Genomic DNA, 14306 nt, shown 5'->3' with positions numbered 1-14306 from the left:
CGGTCACCTCTCCTGGTTGAAGATCCCGGGGCCCGCTACGGCCACCGGAGCGTGTGCCATGGCGACGCCCACCAGGGCGATCCCCTTCGCTGTCTTCTTGCGGGTGATGCCCCGCTCCTCCATGGCGTCATAGAACGTCCGCCTGGTCCAGCGCTCACGGGCAGGAAGGTTCTCCGCCTCGCACCAGTCCAGGTACGCGTTGAACGCCTCCGTCCCGTTGAGGGCCGGCGCAGCGTCGTCCTTGACCATGACGCCCGGGAAGAACCCCGCCAGGGAGTCCGACGTCTCCCGGTACTCCTTGCTGGCCGCCGTGATGCTCTCCGGGTCCTGGAGGCCGTTGGCCAGCCACTCCACGGCCCCGCGTACGGCCCAGGCTGCGATGCCCTCCGCCTCCGCCAGTAGCTTGTTGGGGAGTTCGTGGTCCCTCTCGTGAGGGGCGAACCAGCGCTTGAAGGGGATCATCTTGACGCGTCGCCAGAGGCCCTCATCCTGGCCCCGGAACTTGGGCTTGTGGTTGGTCGCCAGCATGATGAGGAAGGTCGGCGTGAAGGTGAAGAACTCCTGTCGCATGAAGCGGGCCGTCATCTTGTCCTTACCGGACGCCCGCTTGAGGATGGCCTCCGACATGGCCTTGCCGGAGTCGCCCTCGCTGGCCATGACCAGCCGACTCCCCCGGAGGGCGGCGATGTCGTTCGGGATGCCGCCGGACGGCTTTTCTTCGAACGTGGCAAACGGGGTCGTCTTGGAGATCGCCGCGAACACGTCCGTGAGGGTGTCCGTGAGGACGGACTTGCCGTTGGCCCCCTTGCCCCACAGGACACAGAAGCACTGTTCGTCCGTGTAGCCGGTGATGCCGTAGCCCACCAGCCGCTGGACGTACGGAACCAGGTCGGGGTTCTCCGGGAATATCTCCGTGAGGAACTGGTCCCAGCGAGGGCACTCGGCGTCCGGGTTGAAGTCCACCCCCAGGAGGTAGGTGAGCATATCCTCCTTGGCGTGGGGGCGCAGCGTGCCGGTTCGGAGGTCCACCGTTCCGTTCCGGAAGCTGAGCAACTCCGGCCGGTTGTCGAACTGGTCGGCGTCCACGTACACGCTGGGGACGCTGCGGAGTTCCACCATGAGGTTGTCGATGTTGGTCCGCATGGTGAACCCGCGCGACGCCTTGCGGCCCTCCTCCGACCCGCTGAGCATGAGGGCGGCCCCCATGCGGTGGATCTCCTGGCGGACCTTGACCTCCGATCGCTCCCAGACGTTCCCGTTCCACACGTAGAACCCCAGGCCCGGGGCGAACTTGATACGGCCGTCCGTCCACGCCACCAGCGCGTGAGCGTTGAGCGTGTCGGACGCCCCGTACCGGTTCGTGAGGGCTTTGAGGAGGTCCAGCGCCTCCACGCCTTGATCGGAGGAGACGGTTACGGTGCCAGTTCGCTCCACTGCGCGGCTGCCCGCACTGCCCGGATCTTCGCCTCCGTGATCTCCCGCCGGCGGGACCGGTCCAGCCTCCTTGACTGCCTTGTGGAGCGCGAACGGGAAGCCCTGAGGGTCTGCCTCGCGCCAGGCCGTGAGGTCACTGGCACCCCCAGGGAGGTCCAGGGCGCGTACCTGTACTCCGTGCGCGCCAAGCCCCTCCGCAAGGGCACGGTTGAAGCGCTGACCAGCCTTGTCACCATCTCCGGCCACGACAACGAGAGAACCCTTGAGCCCATCCGCCAACTCCTTGATCAGTTCAGGGGAGGCCGTCAACGCAGCCCCCCGGATGCATACAGCGTCATACCCGACGGCCACCGCCGTGAGGCCGTCCCCCGGACCCTCCGACACGATGGTGACCCCGTAGCCACCCTCGCCCCGAAACACGCCGTACTGGCCCCAGCGCTGGCCCTTGGGGTTCTTGAGCGACACCCAGCGTCCCGGGCAGTCCCCGGAGAGGTCGCGCCCCTGGAGGCCATGCGGCCGGCCGTCAAAGTCCATGAGCGGGACCGTGAGGCGGGGAAACGACCGGTACGAGACGGAACGGGCCTGGAAGTACGGCGCCAACGTGCCGTCGTCCACGCCCAGTTCCAGCTCCTGGGCCAGCCGGAGGTCCACGCCGAACCGCACGGCCATGTACGTCCGTGCCTTGGCGGCCACGTCGTCCGCGATGCCCTGGAGGGCCTCCGACGTCTCGTCCACGTAGCGGGCCAGGGAGGCGATGAGGGCCGGACGGGCCAGCGTCGGAGGCTCCTTGGCGACCGTGGAGCCCTCCCCCTCCGCGTTGAAGAGGTCGCCCCACTCCAGATCCACGGCCTTGATGATGTCCTTGTTGGCGCAACCGGAGCGGCACGTCAGCCGCACCTTAAGGTCGTCCCCGCGCCAGATGCGGAGGGAGGGGTTGCTGTCCCCGTGGGAGGGGCAGAGGGCGAGGTACCCGCCGTCTGCCTCCTCCGTGACCTCAGCGAACTTGGCCAGGATGTCCTTGAAGATCATTTGAGTCCTTCCGTTCGCTGGGGTGCTCGGGTGTCAGCGGCTCACTGCACGAACGGCCCGGAGGAGGGCCGCAAAGTGCCAGAGGTTGGTGGTGAAGTACCAGCGGGATGTGTCGAGACCCCGGAGCCGGCTGGACAGCGTGAAGCTGTACAACTCCCACATCTCCCTGGAGGTGAGCCCCAGGTGCCGACGCACGGCGGTGAAGGTCCGGACGTCCACGTGGACGCGCCCGAACCGCACGTTGGCGTTCCTGTACTTGTGGACCACCACGTAGTACGGGAACCCCGCGTTGAACGCCTCCGCCTTGGCCTGGCGCATCCACGTGGGCACGGCGGGGTTCTTGACGTCCTTGGCCTCCAGGATGAACGGCCAGGCGTGGATGTCCCCCACGTCCTTGGCGCCCTCCTGGGCCTGGCGCTTGATGTTGCGGGGGTCCATGGGGTCAACCCACTGGGTGAGGCCGTTGCGCCGGCGCTCCCTCCAGTCGGACCAGTAGAGCCCCAGGGCCTCATTGAGGTAGTCCCGGATGGACGACTCCCAGGCCGTCCCCCGGGCCTTGGATGGGTTAGCCACGGTTCCCCCTCGTTGCGTAGTAGTGCGCCACGGCGAACGCCTCACTCCAGCTCCGTCCGGCGTACACGGTGCGGAGGCCGTACCCGGGGGCATGAACGCGCCACACACCGTTGTGCTTGCGAACCCTCCACTTGCCCAGGTCCACGTCACGCCCTCCACAGAAGCGAGACGGATGCACCACGGACGTAGGCCACGCCCAGCGCCTCCCAGATGCGGGGCCAGTCCGTGCGGCCGGTGGTGTCGGGGTGGACCACCACGTGGTCCTCCGGCCCCATGTCCCGGATGTCTCCCAGCGCGGGAACGTGGGTGGCCGTGAGTGTCGTGATGATGGTGTCTGCCATGCGTCCTCCAAACACGAAAGGGGGCCACCTCCTCACGTGAGTAGGTGGCCCCCTGCGGGTGGTGTGTCAGGCCCGGGTCAGCGGGCCGTGGGCGTTGACGACGTGCGCCAGCGTGAAGGAGTTCCGGCCGGGCGTACCGTCTTCCCGGAGGCACGCGCGGGCCATGCCCCCCACAGAGCGGGTGACCCAGACGTCCCCGTCCCGGTCCTTGTAGCGGTATCCGCTCCCGACGTGGTACCGGGTGCCCTTGATGGTCACGTAGCCCGCCGGGCTCTCCGGACGCTCCACGACGTCCAGCGAGCCCTCCGGGACCAGGAGGTGGCCGCCCGTGCTGCCCAGGCGGACCATCCACCCCGTGCGAGCGCTCTGATGGACGGGGAACGGGCCGTCCATGATCTCACCCATGCCCAGGGCGCCGAACAGTCCCACCCTCACTCGGTCGCCCTTGCGGTAACCCACCGGCTTGGGGGTGTAGGCCGTGAGGGTGTCTCCCCCGGCCCACGTGTGCGTCCCGTCCTCCCGCTTCAGGACGTAGTACTGGGTGGTCACACCCTGGAACGGTCCGGCGGCCACGGTGTACACGTGGGCGAACCCGGCGCGCTTGACCTCCGTGTCGACCTTGAACGTCTGCTCTCCCATGGCGATCCTCACTTCCCGCTATTCAGCGCGGTGGCCAGTTCTTCGGGGGTCATGGACTCCGACTCGATGAGCCGGACATGCTCCAGCAAGATCCAGGTCTTACGGAGCGTCTTTCGGCGGGTGAACCCCGACTCCGCCCCGGTGGGCTTGACCAGGAGGAACGGGATGAGGCGGCCCTTGAACCGCTCCACCTTCACGTCCAGGAGGTAGGCGTCCCCCATGCGCACCCGGTTGGACTCCCGGCACGCGTAGCTGATGAGGTCACCGGGCCGGATCGGCTCGCCGGCGTAGTCGGTGATGATGCCGCGCTTGGCCATCAGGCGTTCACCGGCTTCCAGTTGTCCCGCTCCGTGTCGTTCAGGAGCTTGGTGGCCCTGGGCACCAGTGGCCCGCTGGCGTTGAACCGGAGGGAGTGCAGGCCCTCCCGGATGGTCACCAGCTCCTCCTCCGTGACCTCAAGCACCACCGTGGGGTGGCTATGTACCGTCGCCATACGTCTCTCCTTCTCCAGCCCCGAACGGGGCCCCTACCACCTCAAGGCCCCACCCCCTCCGGAGAGGGAATGGGGCCAGTCGGCTAGCTGTACGTGGGGTCCGTCGTGGTCTCGTCCGGGTCCGGCAGGATGCCCCGCCGGCGTCGCTCACTGATGACGGCCTTGCGCGCTGCGGGCTTGAAGACCCATAGCGGGACCGACAGGGCCTCATCGGAGGCGAACCGGAGGGCGTCCTTGAAGTGCTCCAGACCCGGGTTGCCGGCGCTCACTCGTCGCCGGAGACGTCGGCGTACTCCGACAGGATCACGCCGTTGTCGACGTTGCGCCCGTCCTCCAGCTTGGTGACGACCAGGGACGTGGAGGTCTCCGCCGGGTTGGCCGCGAGGACCAGCTTGCGCGCCTGGACGCGTCCGCTGGCACGGACCACCGCGCCGAGGAACTCCCCGTTGGTGCCCTCCTGGTTGGCGGGGTTCGAAACGAGGTAGAACGCCATGGGTCTCTCCTTGGAGATTGTGGGTTGGGGTGGTGCAAGAGGTTGTCGGGGGTCAGCGGCCCCGCTACTGCCTCAGGGCCCGACCCCTCGCAGTGGAGAGGTCGGGCCGGCAGGTGAGGCTTAGAACGGCGCTTCGTCCGCGTATTCCTCCGTGGGGTCGTCCTCCACGGCGTCCGCGTACGCCTTGATGGGACGGATCTTCGGGAGGTAGTAGGAGACCTTGGTGCCCTTCTTGGGGCCCTTGGAGATGTTGAACTCCACCAGCTCCAGGGACAGCTCCACCAGGGCCGGCCCGTCGATGCGGGCCAACTTGTCCTCCGCCTGGTGGAGGACCTTGGCGAGGCCCCAGGAACCGGTGTGGAACTTGAAGGTGCCCAGGTCGGGGTCATCCGCGAACTGGAACGTGAGGTCGATGGACGGACGGGGGCCGATGCCGTCCCGGTCGGCGTCCTTGCGCTCCACGAACAGTTCCGGGCAGCCGCACGCCTTGCCCACCATGTTCTCCTTGGTGTGCGACAGGAACGTCATGCCGTCGCAGTGGTGGACCAGCTTGCCGTTGTGCCACCGCTTCATGTCGCTGTACAGGCCCTTGGGGCCGTCCACGATCACCAGGAGCTTGTCCTGGTCCGTGATGACGTCAATGAAGTGGTCGGACGTCCGCTCCGTCTCCTTGGGCGTGCCGCCCAGGAGTTCGGCCACGGCATCGGCCGTCTTGGGGTCGGAGGTGGCCACGCGGAACGTGTCCAGGGCGACCGGGTTGCCCTCGTCGTCCTGGGTGCCGATGGACACCAGGCCGTCCAGGTCGGAGTTGCGGTTCGCGGACTCCTGCGGCTTGTTCTCCGGGTCCGTGACCCAAAGCTTCATGGCCATGCGCTCTCCAGTAACTAGGCGGAGACCCGGAGGGGTTGGTGTGTCACCCTCCGGGTCTCACTCGGTTTCTGCCTAGTTCTCTGGGGTCAGCGGCCTGGAATCAGCACCTACTCACGTGAGGAGGTGCCCTCCCCCATGAGGAGTTCCACGAACGTGGCCACGGCCTGGGTCTTGGCGGCCAGGTTCGTCCCGTTCTGGTAACCCCGGGCGTTCGTGGACATCTTCTCCACGTGCTTGATGGCCGTCTCCACGGCCTCCGCGCGGGCCATGCCGGCGGGGGTCGGCGGGTTGGGGTCCTCCTTGCCCAGCGCAGCCGTGACCTCTTCCGCGATGGCCGCCCGGTACCGCACCAGGAGTTCCACGGCCCGGTCCGTGGCTCCGTGGCGTCCCCGGAGGGTCTCCTCCCCGGCCACCAGGGTCTCCTCCAGCGCTGTCACGTCCGCGTTCACTTTCCCTCCACGATGCATCGCAGTGGCGCCGACTTGGTCGGCATGCTCTTGAGCCACCCGCAGGGGGCCGTGTAGTAGGCCACGGCGTTGCCGATGACCAGGATGAGGGCCAGGGCCCCCAGGACCACCGCTGAGGCGTCCCGGAGGCCCTGGTGACGTCGGCGGGACCTCACTTACCACCCGAACAGGTGGTGCACAGGCCCGGCTTCTGGGGGTTGCACAGGCAGTTGCTCACTTGCGGCGCTCCGTTCCGGTGGTGAGGCGGCCACCCTGGGCCAGCGGGCGGCCGATGACGGTCTTCGAGACCTCGCGGTCCCAGTCAAAGTACTTCCGGAGGGCCAGGAAGTACTGGAACACGTCGGCGCCGGCGTCCACCGGCTTGAACGACCATTTGGTGTCGGTGATGTGGAGGACGGCCGCTCCGTCGAACTCCGGAACCGGCCTCTCCGTGCCGTCCGGCGCAATCAGCTTGTCAGCGTGCGCGTACGCGGACATCTGGAGAGCGACGTCCGGGTACGTGTCCTTGGACGTCTTCCAGTCCCCGATGATGAGGTACCAGGCGCCGTTCACGGGGTCGGCGTACAGGTTCCCCTTGGCGTCCTTGGAGAGGCGTACGCGGAGGATGACGTCGTACGAACCGGCGTACTGATGGGTATCGCTCCAGGCGATATCCTCCGCCGAGACCATCTCCGGCTGGACCATCTCCATGAACTCTATGAAGTTGGCCCGGTAGGGCTCCAGGTCCTTGCGGAGGGAGTTGAGGAACCGCGTCGGCTCGAACGGGTCCCGCTTGGTGTAGTAGGTGTCCCCCCTGATGATGCGCTCGAAGATGTCGTGCGCCTCGCTGCCGATGGAGGCGCGCGCCTTGGTGTAGCGGTCAGCGGCGCCCTTGAGGTACGCCACGGCGGCCTCTTCGCCGGCCGTCTCCACCATCTCCTGGAGGAACGGGAACGACTTCACGGCCAGTTCGGCCGTCATCTTGGAGCGCCAGTACCCCAGGAACGTCTTGGGCTGCATGCCGAGGATGCTGGTGACACCGGGGTAGCTGATGCGGGTCTCCGGGTTCACGTAGAACCGGGACCCGCCCTTGCGGACGGTACGGATGGCCACGGTGGCCCCCTTCTGGTTGCTGGTACCTCCCGTTATCGGGGGCCAGCGGCCAGCGAGGCCGGCGCCGTGGGGGCGAGTGACGGAATGACGGAACGGATGGTCAATCCGGCTTGCCTATAGGTTTTCTTATGTGGTTTGAGATTGGCTAGCAAAACGTCACTACCACCATTCTTGCAGGTCAGAGGGCCGGAGCGGCCAATCCTCGCGCTGACCTCCGTCACTCCCCCACCACGGGGCCCTGGGTGCCCGCCTCCGGGCATGCGAACGCCCCGCTGGGCCTGGGGGACCCAACGGGGCGGATAGGGCGGCGGAGAGCCTCCTGGCTAGTCTCCGAAGGTGTTCACGCACTGGTCGTAGCCTGGCCGGTCCGGCCGGCACCCATAGGTGCCTCCGGTCACCTCCTCCAGGTCCTGGACGGGGCGCACCCTCCCGCAGAGATCACACTTGCGCTTGCGCTGGTCGCTCACGCGCCCTCCTCCAGTCCAGCGGCCTCACGGCACGGCGTGCACGTGGCCTCGCGCTTGCCCACGGGGAAGTCCACGCGCTCCCCGCAGAGGGTCTCCAGCCCCCAGTTCTTGGCCAGGTGGACGTCCTCGCTGCGGTGGACCTCCACGGCCATGAACTTGGGCCTCTCCTCCTCAGGCGTGGCCCCCTCCAGGTCGCTCGCGCTCTCCCGATACGCGCTGGACATGGCCGCCTTCACCTCCTGGCGGAAAGGGTCGTACCCGCTGTCCTCCGCCGCTGACTCACGACCACTCATCGTGTACCTCCATTCAGGGAGGGGCCCCTCCAGTCAGCGGAGGGGCCCCTGGGGGTGGGTGTGGGCTAGCTCAGCGCAGCGGAGGCCAGGGCCAGTTCCCGGATCAGGTCGTCCAGCTTCGACTTAAGGGCCGCCTTCACCTCCGGGTCCACCTTCTTGCCCTGGGAACCCACGCGCTTGGCGTCCTTGACCATCTTGTCCACGGTGGACAGCAGCTTGTCCTCCGCCGGCGAGTGCGGGTGCTCGGCGCTCTCTTCAGAGCCCTCGCCCTCGCCCTCGCCCTCCGTGCCCTCCTCCGCAGCCTTGGCGGCCTCCTTGGCCTCCAGCGCCTTGCGCTCCCGGTACTCCGCTGCGACCTCCGCGCGGGTCTGGGAGGGGAGGGAGATGCCCTTCACGGAATACACCCAGCGAACCATGTCCTCCGGGGTGGCGCCCTCCGGGAACTCCACGCCCTCCGCTGTCACCAGCGCGTCCAGCGTGCCGTCCGTGAGGAACGGGAACGCCTTGGCGGCCTCCTCCAGGCTCATGGTTGCGATGCCCCGGAGGAACTCCACCGACACGTCCTGCATACGGTTGGTCACGCCCTTGGCGAGGCTGTCGTGGAACTCCAGGAGGTCCACCTGGTCCTCCGAAACTGACTCCTTGGCCTTGGCGAACATGACCTTGGACACACTCTTGGCCGCGTCGGACTTGGCCGTGATGTCGGGGAGACCCTCCTTGTTGCGGAGGTTCAACCGGCCCAGGAAGATGACGTTCGCCACCTCCTTGAAGAGGTCAGCAGCCTTCAGTCCGATCTCCGCACCCTTGCGGATGCGCTCCACGCCGGCGTCCATGAGGCGGTGGGCCTCCTCCGGGCCGCCCTCCATGTCCTCCCAGGAGGCGGACGCCGTGGGCTTGGCCAGGGCCTTGGACTGGGCCTTGGACTGGGCCTTGGCGGCCTCCGCGAGGCGCTCACCGGCCGTGACCACCGCCTCCTTGCGGCGCATCTCCAGACCCACCCGCTGGTTCGCGCGGAGACCCTTAAGGAGGTCCTTAATGTGTGCGCTGAGGCCCTCCACCTTTTCCTGCGAATCCGCAGTCTCCATCGCGGTGAGGGCGGCCTCCACGTCGGCCTTGATTTCGGCGGTGGTGGGCTTGGTGTCGGACTTGGCGGCCATGTTCTCTCCCCTTGTTGGGCGCTGCGGTGGCTTGCGGGGACGACGTTACAGAGGTCGGGGGATCGGGTCAAGCGGAAACGCGCACCACCTCACGTGAGGCGGTGACCCCAAACGACGAAAGGCCCCCAGCGAGCCATGTCGACTCACCAGGGGCCCGTAAGGGTCCTACTCCTTGGACACTCCGCCGTTCACCATCGTGGCGAACGTCCGCGCCTTCATCTCCTTGCCGGCGCCTACCTCTACGATCAGCGCTGATCCGTCAGCCCCCTCCACCGTGACGAACAGTTTGGTGTTGTCCTTCTTGAGGGCCAGCGCGAACACCCCCGTGAGGACAACACGCGTCGCCGTAATGCGCTTGGCGGCCTCACCCCGGTCCACGGTGACCCGTGCGCCGGCCACCGGGACGTCGTTCTGCCCGAAGATTCGGAACGTGGCTCCGTCGTCCACCACCCGGATACCTAGGACGCCCGCAGCGATGCGCAGATTGCGCAGCCTGGTGGCCTCCGCTTTCTCCTCCGGCGTCTTCTTGCTACCGAACATGGTTCCCCTCCCCTGGTCACGCTGATGAGCCCTTGATGGTAACACACAGAAAAGGCCCCCTCCGGAGAGGGGGCGTAGAGTCTTGGCGCTCAGCGCAGCATGACGCGTCGCTGGAAGTCACGCAGTGCGTCACCCCGGTTCCGGGTGACCAGGGGGACCCGATTCGCTCCGCCGCTGACTCGGTACCACGTGCCCGGCACCCCCAGAGTCCCCATGCCATCGTTGAAGACCTCCCGCGTGACACCAGCACGCGCACTCTCAACTACCCAGCGCTCCATCGTGTACTCCTCTTTGGTCGGTGCGTGGACTCTCCCACGGGGCCACCTACTCACGCAACCCTCCAGACACAAAAACGCCCCCACCAGCCGGTTGGCCAGTGGGGGCGTCGGTCTCTCAGCGCTGCGCAGCGTCGTACCATGCCTGGGCGCACTGGAGGGTGATATCCACGTTGCGGAGGTAGGTCTCCAGGGTGCCGTTGTTGTGGAGGAGAAGGTCCGCCGGCCAGGTGTCCAGCTCGGTTTCGCTGGCATGCTGGGCGGCCTCGCCGTTGAGGCCAGCGCCGGGGCGTTCCACCCGGACCAGGTAGAACCCCGCGTTCTTGAGGGCTACCGCTTCGTTCCAGTACCGGACGTCCGTGACGACTACCGGCATGTTCCAGCCGTGCGCGGCGGACACCTTCTTGGACAGTGCGCGGACCCAGAATTCCGGGTCCACCTCGCGGATGGTCTGGCCGTAGTTCTGGAGGAGCCGGCGGACCTCCTCCAGCTCCTTGGCTCCGTCCCATCCGACGCGCGCCACCTCTTCACTGAGCCGGATCTCCACCCCGTAGTCATTGTCCACGATGGGGTCCAGCTTCAGCACGGCCTCCCGGAGCGGGTCAGCGAACGCGAGGCTCGTGTACGCCGACGTGCGAACCATGCGGGCCGCTGCGGTGTCCTTACCGGACCGGGCCTTGCCGATGAGGCCGATGTGCGGGGCCTTGGGCGCCATGAGTACCTCCGTGGTTTCCGATGTTTCCACGGAGGTACTCCGGTGCGAGCGGCCTCACGCCTCCTTGCGGAGCCAGCCCGGGAGGAGCTGATCCACGACCGGGAGGGCCATGATGCGCGTCACGGCTCCGGAGACGGCCAGGGCCAGGACCACGGCGCCGGAGGTCTGCGCGAGGCCGGACGCCTCCACCAGGGCCGGCACTGCGGCGGCCAGGGTCACGGCTGTCTGGAAGATGGTACGCGCTGTGCGTCGCTGATTGTCAGTCATGTGTTCCTTTCAGAGGGGGCCACCACCTCACGTGAGGAGGTGGGGTCAGATGATGCCCATTGCCTTAGCTACGGCAGCGAGCCCGCCCAGGAGGCCGGTGATGGCCCCCACGGGCGCCGCGTACTGGAGGCGCTCCACCTTGCGGATGCGTTCCTCATGATCGGCCAGCGTGCGGTCCGTGTCTTCCCGGTCCTGGACCAGGGAGCGCACGTCCTCACGCATCCCTACCAACTGGTCGTAGATCTCACGGGCGCCAATGTGTACGCCAAGCGGGTCCTGGGGTTCGCGTTCGGTCACGCCTTCACCGTGAATCCGTGACGGCTGCCCAGCTTGGACAGCGAGGCCATGCCGGGCTCACCCACGGCATCCTTGCCCGTGAGGCCCATCACCCGGCGCCGGAACGTGTCGTACGCGTTCTGGGTCGTAGTGCCCCAGGAGCCGTCATTGGCGTAGGTGCCGGCCATGAGGCCCTCCGCCTTCAGCGCGGCCTCCACCAGCTTGACCTCCGCCGGGTAGGTGGTGTGGCCGGTCTTGGCCGGCATGTCCTTGGCGCGCGCTGCCTTGATGTGGGCCAGCGACACGGACGGCTTGGACGCCGGCTTGGGCTTGGCCGGAGCCTTGGGGGCCTCCTTGGCGTACTTGGGGTCCGCCGACTTGATGCCGTCGGAGAACTTGGGGTAGCCGTAGCCGTACACGTACGCGTCCCGGCGCCGACGCTTCTTGAGGTACACGCCGTTGCCCTCCGCGCTGCCGGAGTCGTTGGTGTTGCCCTCCACGGTGTAGACGTACGTGGCGTCGTAGTCGTAGACCAGGCCGGTGTGGGTCCCACCGTTCGGTCCGTAGAAGACCTGGGCGCCGACGGCAGGGTACTCACTCCAGCGGCCCAGCTTCTTGAACCAGGCAGCACCGACCAGGCAGGAGGCCGTGCGCGGGTACAGCGACTCCACGCCGGCCTTCATGGCCGCCCAGGAGACGAACGTGGCACACCACGGCTGGAAGTTCGACCACTCCAGGCCCGGGACCTGGCCGGAGTACTTCTGCTTGTTGTTGTAGCTGGAACCGGTCTTGCCCTCCCGGTAGCCAACCTCTCCCTTGGCGATGCTGACTATCTTCGAAGCGTTGCTCATGGGTGGCCCTCCCTGGGCATGAGAAAGCCCTGGCCGACTGGACCAGGGCGTGCGGGTGTGGGGGTAGGTCAGAGTGAGGTGAAAACGCCGTTGAAGCCCACCCACGGCGGCTTACTGTTTGAGTCCGTACCAACGAGGTTGAGGATGCCGTCCTTGGTGATGTCCAGCTTCAGCGTGATGCGGGTGGAGTTGACGTCGGAGCACGGCACGACCACCGTGCGGAGGGAAGCCGGACGTGCCTCCACGGGGAGAACCGCCTGGTTCAACCGGCCACCGCCGGGGAGCACTCCGTTCGGGGTCGGGTAGGACACGTTCAGGCCCCCACGGAACATGAGACCCAACTCCCCGAACAGGTTCACAAGCCGGTACTGGAACGTCCCCTGCGAGTTGCCGTTGTGGGTGTAGATGTCAGCGGCCGGAGTAATGGTCTTCCACGCTGATGTGCCGGCGGTCACGGTGGACCAGCCGGTGCCGTCGTAGACCTCCAGCTTCCGGACGTCCTGGAGCCAGGACAGCATGCCGGCGACAGGCTTCAAGATGGTTGCCCCGCGCACGTTGGCGGACGGGAACCGCATCACGGTGCGGGGCACGATGTTCTCCACCAGGCCCTGGCCCAGCGTCTGAGCGTTCGCCTGGTCGGTCATGGTGGAGTATGGGACGTTCTGGCCGTACGGGTCTGTCAGAGCCACGGAAGCACTCCCGGGTGGTAGGTGGTCAAGAGGTGAGGTACGCGCCCAGGCACACCCAGCCGGCGGAGGTCTTCTGGATGATCACGCGCTGGCCGACGGAGGGCGATGAGTAGCCGGAGAGGCGCCGGACCCGTGGGTAGGTGCTGTCGTTCCGGGTGACGTCTACGGTGCCGTCCGAGTTCACGACGGACACGACCGCTGAGAGGGTGTTGGCCTCCAGGAGGCCGGAGGTCCTCACGGCCCGGAGTACGGCGGTCACGATGCGGTCAAACTGGGTGGTCACGTGGCCCCCTGGTCAGTGCGCCCGCTCACGGTGGCGATGGTGGACGCCCCTCCGTTCACAGACAGCGGGATTTCGAACGACTGGACAAGGTGGAGTTCGGGAGGGAGTACGGGACCGTAGTCAGCGCGAATCCAGTCGCCGGCGTCCAGGGCGGGGTTCGGTACGGCCCGAAGGGTGACGGACCGGTTCGCTTGCCGGTACTTGCGAAGGAGCGAGTTGGCCATGTTCGTGGCCTGGACTGCCGTGGTTACCAGGCTGGAGGACACGCGCTTGGTGACCTTGCCGAACGCCCCTCCGTACCGGAGTGGGTCCGTGGCGTCCGTGATGGTGGCCGTACCCATCACGGGGGGCGTGTTGTCGGAGGAGTTCTCCCCCGTCACGATCACCTTGTTGAAGACGTCATCACTGGACAGCGCAATCTCCGCTGAGACCATGACGCCCCTGGGGCCGGCGTTCACGTTCCACACGGGAGAACCAAGGACGTCGGGGTCCGGGATGTCCACCATGCGGAACGTGCCGTAGGCGTCGCAGTAGACCTCCGCTCCGATGGAGGTCGCGACCTCGCGAATGGCCGTCCAGCGATCGGTGTCCGGGTCCCACGTCTTGGTGGCCAGCGAGGACGAACCTCGCGATGCCGTGGACACCAGCGAGGCGCCCGGGATGGCCTCCTGGAGGGCCGCCTGGACGAACTGGGTGGCCGTGCGGCCTCCGGTGCTCGCTGCGGTCTCGTACTTGGAGCGACGGACCAGGACCTCCATGCCGGCCCCCGCGATGGTCAGCGGGCCCTCATGGACGTTGCCGGATACGGCCGTGATGACGAACACGCCGAGCGGGACGCGCTCCTCAGTGCCGTCCAGGTACCGGACGCCCCTCTCCACGTAGAGCTGTTGCCCGTACACCCCGAAAGTGTCCGTGGGGCTCACGGGGAAGTCTCGCGGGTTGGGCACGGTGAGGGTGAGCGAACGGCGCGTCTCGCTGCCCCGGTCCACCTTCACGGAGCCGTCTGAGAACCGGATGGACTCCTTGGTGACAACACCGCCCAAGAGGGCACTGACCTTCACG

Annotated in this window: 22 protein-coding genes; all 22 read right to left on the bottom strand. The window is 67.2% G+C overall.

All coding sequences use genetic code 11. The features are described 5' to 3' along the window. Positions 1-3: 3 nt before the first annotated feature. The gene (locus tag Sdi02f_RS32420; RefSeq protein ID WP_108934507.1) at positions 4-2463 is read right to left on the bottom strand and encodes a phage/plasmid primase, P4 family; all 2460 of its coding nucleotides are present in this window, start codon (positions 2461-2463) and stop codon (positions 4-6) included. 33 nt (positions 2464-2496) lie between these two features. Continuing rightward, positions 2497-3036, bottom strand: a complete 540-nt coding sequence (locus Sdi02f_RS32415) for a hypothetical protein (protein WP_108934506.1) — start codon at positions 3034-3036, stop codon at positions 2497-2499. A gap of 146 nt (positions 3037-3182) precedes the next feature. Next, entirely contained in the window at positions 3183-3377 is a 195-nt protein-coding gene (locus Sdi02f_RS32410; protein ID WP_030599708.1) for a hypothetical protein, read from the bottom strand. A 66-nt stretch (positions 3378-3443) separates the two neighbouring features. Continuing rightward, positions 3444-4016, bottom strand: coding sequence for a phiSA1p31-related protein (locus tag Sdi02f_RS32405; protein ID WP_108934505.1), 573 nt, complete (start codon positions 4014-4016; stop codon positions 3444-3446). An 8-nt stretch (positions 4017-4024) separates the two neighbouring features. After that, positions 4025-4333 (bottom strand): hypothetical protein, encoded by a 309-nt coding sequence (locus Sdi02f_RS32400; RefSeq protein WP_108934504.1) that lies wholly within the window; start codon positions 4331-4333, stop codon positions 4025-4027. Then, positions 4333-4509 (bottom strand): hypothetical protein, encoded by a 177-nt coding sequence (locus Sdi02f_RS35735; protein ID WP_159107681.1) that lies wholly within the window; start codon positions 4507-4509, stop codon positions 4333-4335. Before Sdi02f_RS35735 ends, Sdi02f_RS32400 begins: the two co-directional genes overlap by 1 nt. Before the next feature lie 83 nt (positions 4510-4592). Next, positions 4593-4778: a hypothetical protein gene (locus Sdi02f_RS32395; RefSeq protein ID WP_108934503.1), complete on the bottom strand. Its 186-nt coding sequence runs from the start codon at positions 4776-4778 to the stop codon at positions 4593-4595. Beyond that, positions 4775-5002 carry a hypothetical protein gene (locus Sdi02f_RS32390; protein ID WP_108934502.1) on the bottom strand — a complete coding sequence of 76 codons (228 nt, stop codon included), beginning with the start codon at positions 5000-5002 and terminating at the stop codon, positions 4775-4777. Before Sdi02f_RS32390 ends, Sdi02f_RS32395 begins: the two co-directional genes overlap by 4 nt. 120 nt (positions 5003-5122) lie before the next feature. Beyond that, on the bottom strand, positions 5123-5872 hold the full coding sequence (locus Sdi02f_RS32385; RefSeq protein WP_108934501.1) for a recombination directionality factor: 750 nt from the start codon (positions 5870-5872) through the stop codon (positions 5123-5125). Positions 5873-5979: 107 nt separating this feature from the next. Further along, on the bottom strand, positions 5980-6321 hold the full coding sequence (locus Sdi02f_RS32380) for a hypothetical protein (protein WP_108934500.1): 342 nt from the start codon (positions 6319-6321) through the stop codon (positions 5980-5982). Then, positions 6318-6449, bottom strand: a complete 132-nt coding sequence (locus Sdi02f_RS36790; protein ID WP_281262868.1) for a hypothetical protein — start codon at positions 6447-6449, stop codon at positions 6318-6320. Before Sdi02f_RS36790 ends, Sdi02f_RS32380 begins: the two co-directional genes overlap by 4 nt. Positions 6450-6552: 103 nt before the next feature. Continuing rightward, on the bottom strand, positions 6553-7431 hold the full coding sequence (locus Sdi02f_RS32375) for a hypothetical protein (RefSeq protein WP_108934499.1): 879 nt from the start codon (positions 7429-7431) through the stop codon (positions 6553-6555). Positions 7432-7894: 463 nt separating this feature from the next. Then, positions 7895-8191 carry a hypothetical protein gene (locus tag Sdi02f_RS32370; protein ID WP_108934498.1) on the bottom strand — a complete coding sequence of 99 codons (297 nt, stop codon included), beginning with the start codon at positions 8189-8191 and terminating at the stop codon, positions 7895-7897. A 65-nt stretch (positions 8192-8256) separates the two neighbouring features. Continuing rightward, a complete protein-coding gene (locus Sdi02f_RS32365; protein WP_108934497.1) occupies positions 8257-9348 on the bottom strand; it encodes a hypothetical protein in 1092 nt (363 codons plus the stop codon). 165 nt (positions 9349-9513) lie between these two features. Then, the gene (locus Sdi02f_RS32360) at positions 9514-9888 is read right to left on the bottom strand and encodes a hypothetical protein (protein ID WP_108934496.1); all 375 of its coding nucleotides are present in this window, start codon (positions 9886-9888) and stop codon (positions 9514-9516) included. Between the two features lie 393 nt (positions 9889-10281). Next, positions 10282-10878: a deoxynucleotide monophosphate kinase family protein gene (locus tag Sdi02f_RS32355; protein ID WP_174843427.1), complete on the bottom strand. Its 597-nt coding sequence runs from the start codon at positions 10876-10878 to the stop codon at positions 10282-10284. 54 nt (positions 10879-10932) lie between these two features. Next, a complete protein-coding gene (locus tag Sdi02f_RS32350; RefSeq protein WP_030599679.1) occupies positions 10933-11145 on the bottom strand; it encodes a hypothetical protein in 213 nt (70 codons plus the stop codon). 45 nt (positions 11146-11190) lie between these two features. Beyond that, positions 11191-11442 carry a hypothetical protein gene (locus Sdi02f_RS32345; protein WP_108934495.1) on the bottom strand — a complete coding sequence of 84 codons (252 nt, stop codon included), beginning with the start codon at positions 11440-11442 and terminating at the stop codon, positions 11191-11193. Next, the gene (locus tag Sdi02f_RS32340) at positions 11439-12272 is read right to left on the bottom strand and encodes a CHAP domain-containing protein (protein WP_108934494.1); all 834 of its coding nucleotides are present in this window, start codon (positions 12270-12272) and stop codon (positions 11439-11441) included. Before Sdi02f_RS32340 ends, Sdi02f_RS32345 begins: the two co-directional genes overlap by 4 nt. Positions 12273-12340: 68 nt before the next feature. Continuing rightward, positions 12341-12916 (bottom strand): hypothetical protein, encoded by a 576-nt coding sequence (locus tag Sdi02f_RS32335; protein ID WP_159107680.1) that lies wholly within the window; start codon positions 12914-12916, stop codon positions 12341-12343. A 70-nt stretch (positions 12917-12986) separates the two neighbouring features. Next, positions 12987-13244: a hypothetical protein gene (locus Sdi02f_RS32330; RefSeq protein WP_108934492.1), complete on the bottom strand. Its 258-nt coding sequence runs from the start codon at positions 13242-13244 to the stop codon at positions 12987-12989. Further along, a complete protein-coding gene (locus Sdi02f_RS32325; protein WP_159107679.1) occupies positions 13241-14305 on the bottom strand; it encodes a DUF5047 domain-containing protein in 1065 nt (354 codons plus the stop codon). Before Sdi02f_RS32325 ends, Sdi02f_RS32330 begins: the two co-directional genes overlap by 4 nt. Between the last annotated feature and the right edge of the window lies 1 nt (position 14306).

Source organism: Streptomyces ardesiacus (assembly GCF_003112575.1).
GTDB lineage: Bacteria > Actinomycetota > Actinomycetes > Streptomycetales > Streptomycetaceae > Streptomyces > Streptomyces ardesiacus.
Note: the sequence above shows the minus strand (reverse complement) of the source record. Positions and strands in the feature narration are given on the sequence as shown.

Coding starts and splice junctions, on each gene's coding strand:
- Sdi02f_RS32355 (WP_174843427.1), bottom strand. CDS start 10,878: ATGGCGCCCAAGGCCCCGCACATCGGCCTCATCGGCAAGGCCCGGTCC.
- Sdi02f_RS32335 (WP_159107680.1), bottom strand. CDS start 12,916: ATGACCGACCAGGCGAACGCTCAGACGCTGGGCCAGGGCCTGGTGGAG.
- Sdi02f_RS32340 (WP_108934494.1), bottom strand. CDS start 12,272: ATGAGCAACGCTTCGAAGATAGTCAGCATCGCCAAGGGAGAGGTTGGC.
- Sdi02f_RS32410 (WP_030599708.1), bottom strand. CDS start 3,377: ATGGCAGACACCATCATCACGACACTCACGGCCACCCACGTTCCCGCG.
- Sdi02f_RS32390 (WP_108934502.1), bottom strand. CDS start 5,002: ATGGCGTTCTACCTCGTTTCGAACCCCGCCAACCAGGAGGGCACCAAC.
- Sdi02f_RS32360 (WP_108934496.1), bottom strand. CDS start 9,888: ATGTTCGGTAGCAAGAAGACGCCGGAGGAGAAAGCGGAGGCCACCAGG.
- Sdi02f_RS32385 (WP_108934501.1), bottom strand. CDS start 5,872: ATGGCCATGAAGCTTTGGGTCACGGACCCGGAGAACAAGCCGCAGGAG.
- Sdi02f_RS32400 (WP_108934504.1), bottom strand. CDS start 4,333: ATGGCCAAGCGCGGCATCATCACCGACTACGCCGGCGAGCCGATCCGG.
- Sdi02f_RS35735 (WP_159107681.1), bottom strand. CDS start 4,509: ATGGCGACGGTACATAGCCACCCCACGGTGGTGCTTGAGGTCACGGAG.
- Sdi02f_RS32350 (WP_030599679.1), bottom strand. CDS start 11,145: ATGACTGACAATCAGCGACGCACAGCGCGTACCATCTTCCAGACAGCC.
- Sdi02f_RS32365 (WP_108934497.1), bottom strand. CDS start 9,348: ATGGCCGCCAAGTCCGACACCAAGCCCACCACCGCCGAAATCAAGGCC.
- Sdi02f_RS32370 (WP_108934498.1), bottom strand. CDS start 8,191: ATGAGTGGTCGTGAGTCAGCGGCGGAGGACAGCGGGTACGACCCTTTC.
- Sdi02f_RS32420 (WP_108934507.1), bottom strand. CDS start 2,463: ATGATCTTCAAGGACATCCTGGCCAAGTTCGCTGAGGTCACGGAGGAG.
- Sdi02f_RS32405 (WP_108934505.1), bottom strand. CDS start 4,016: ATGGGAGAGCAGACGTTCAAGGTCGACACGGAGGTCAAGCGCGCCGGG.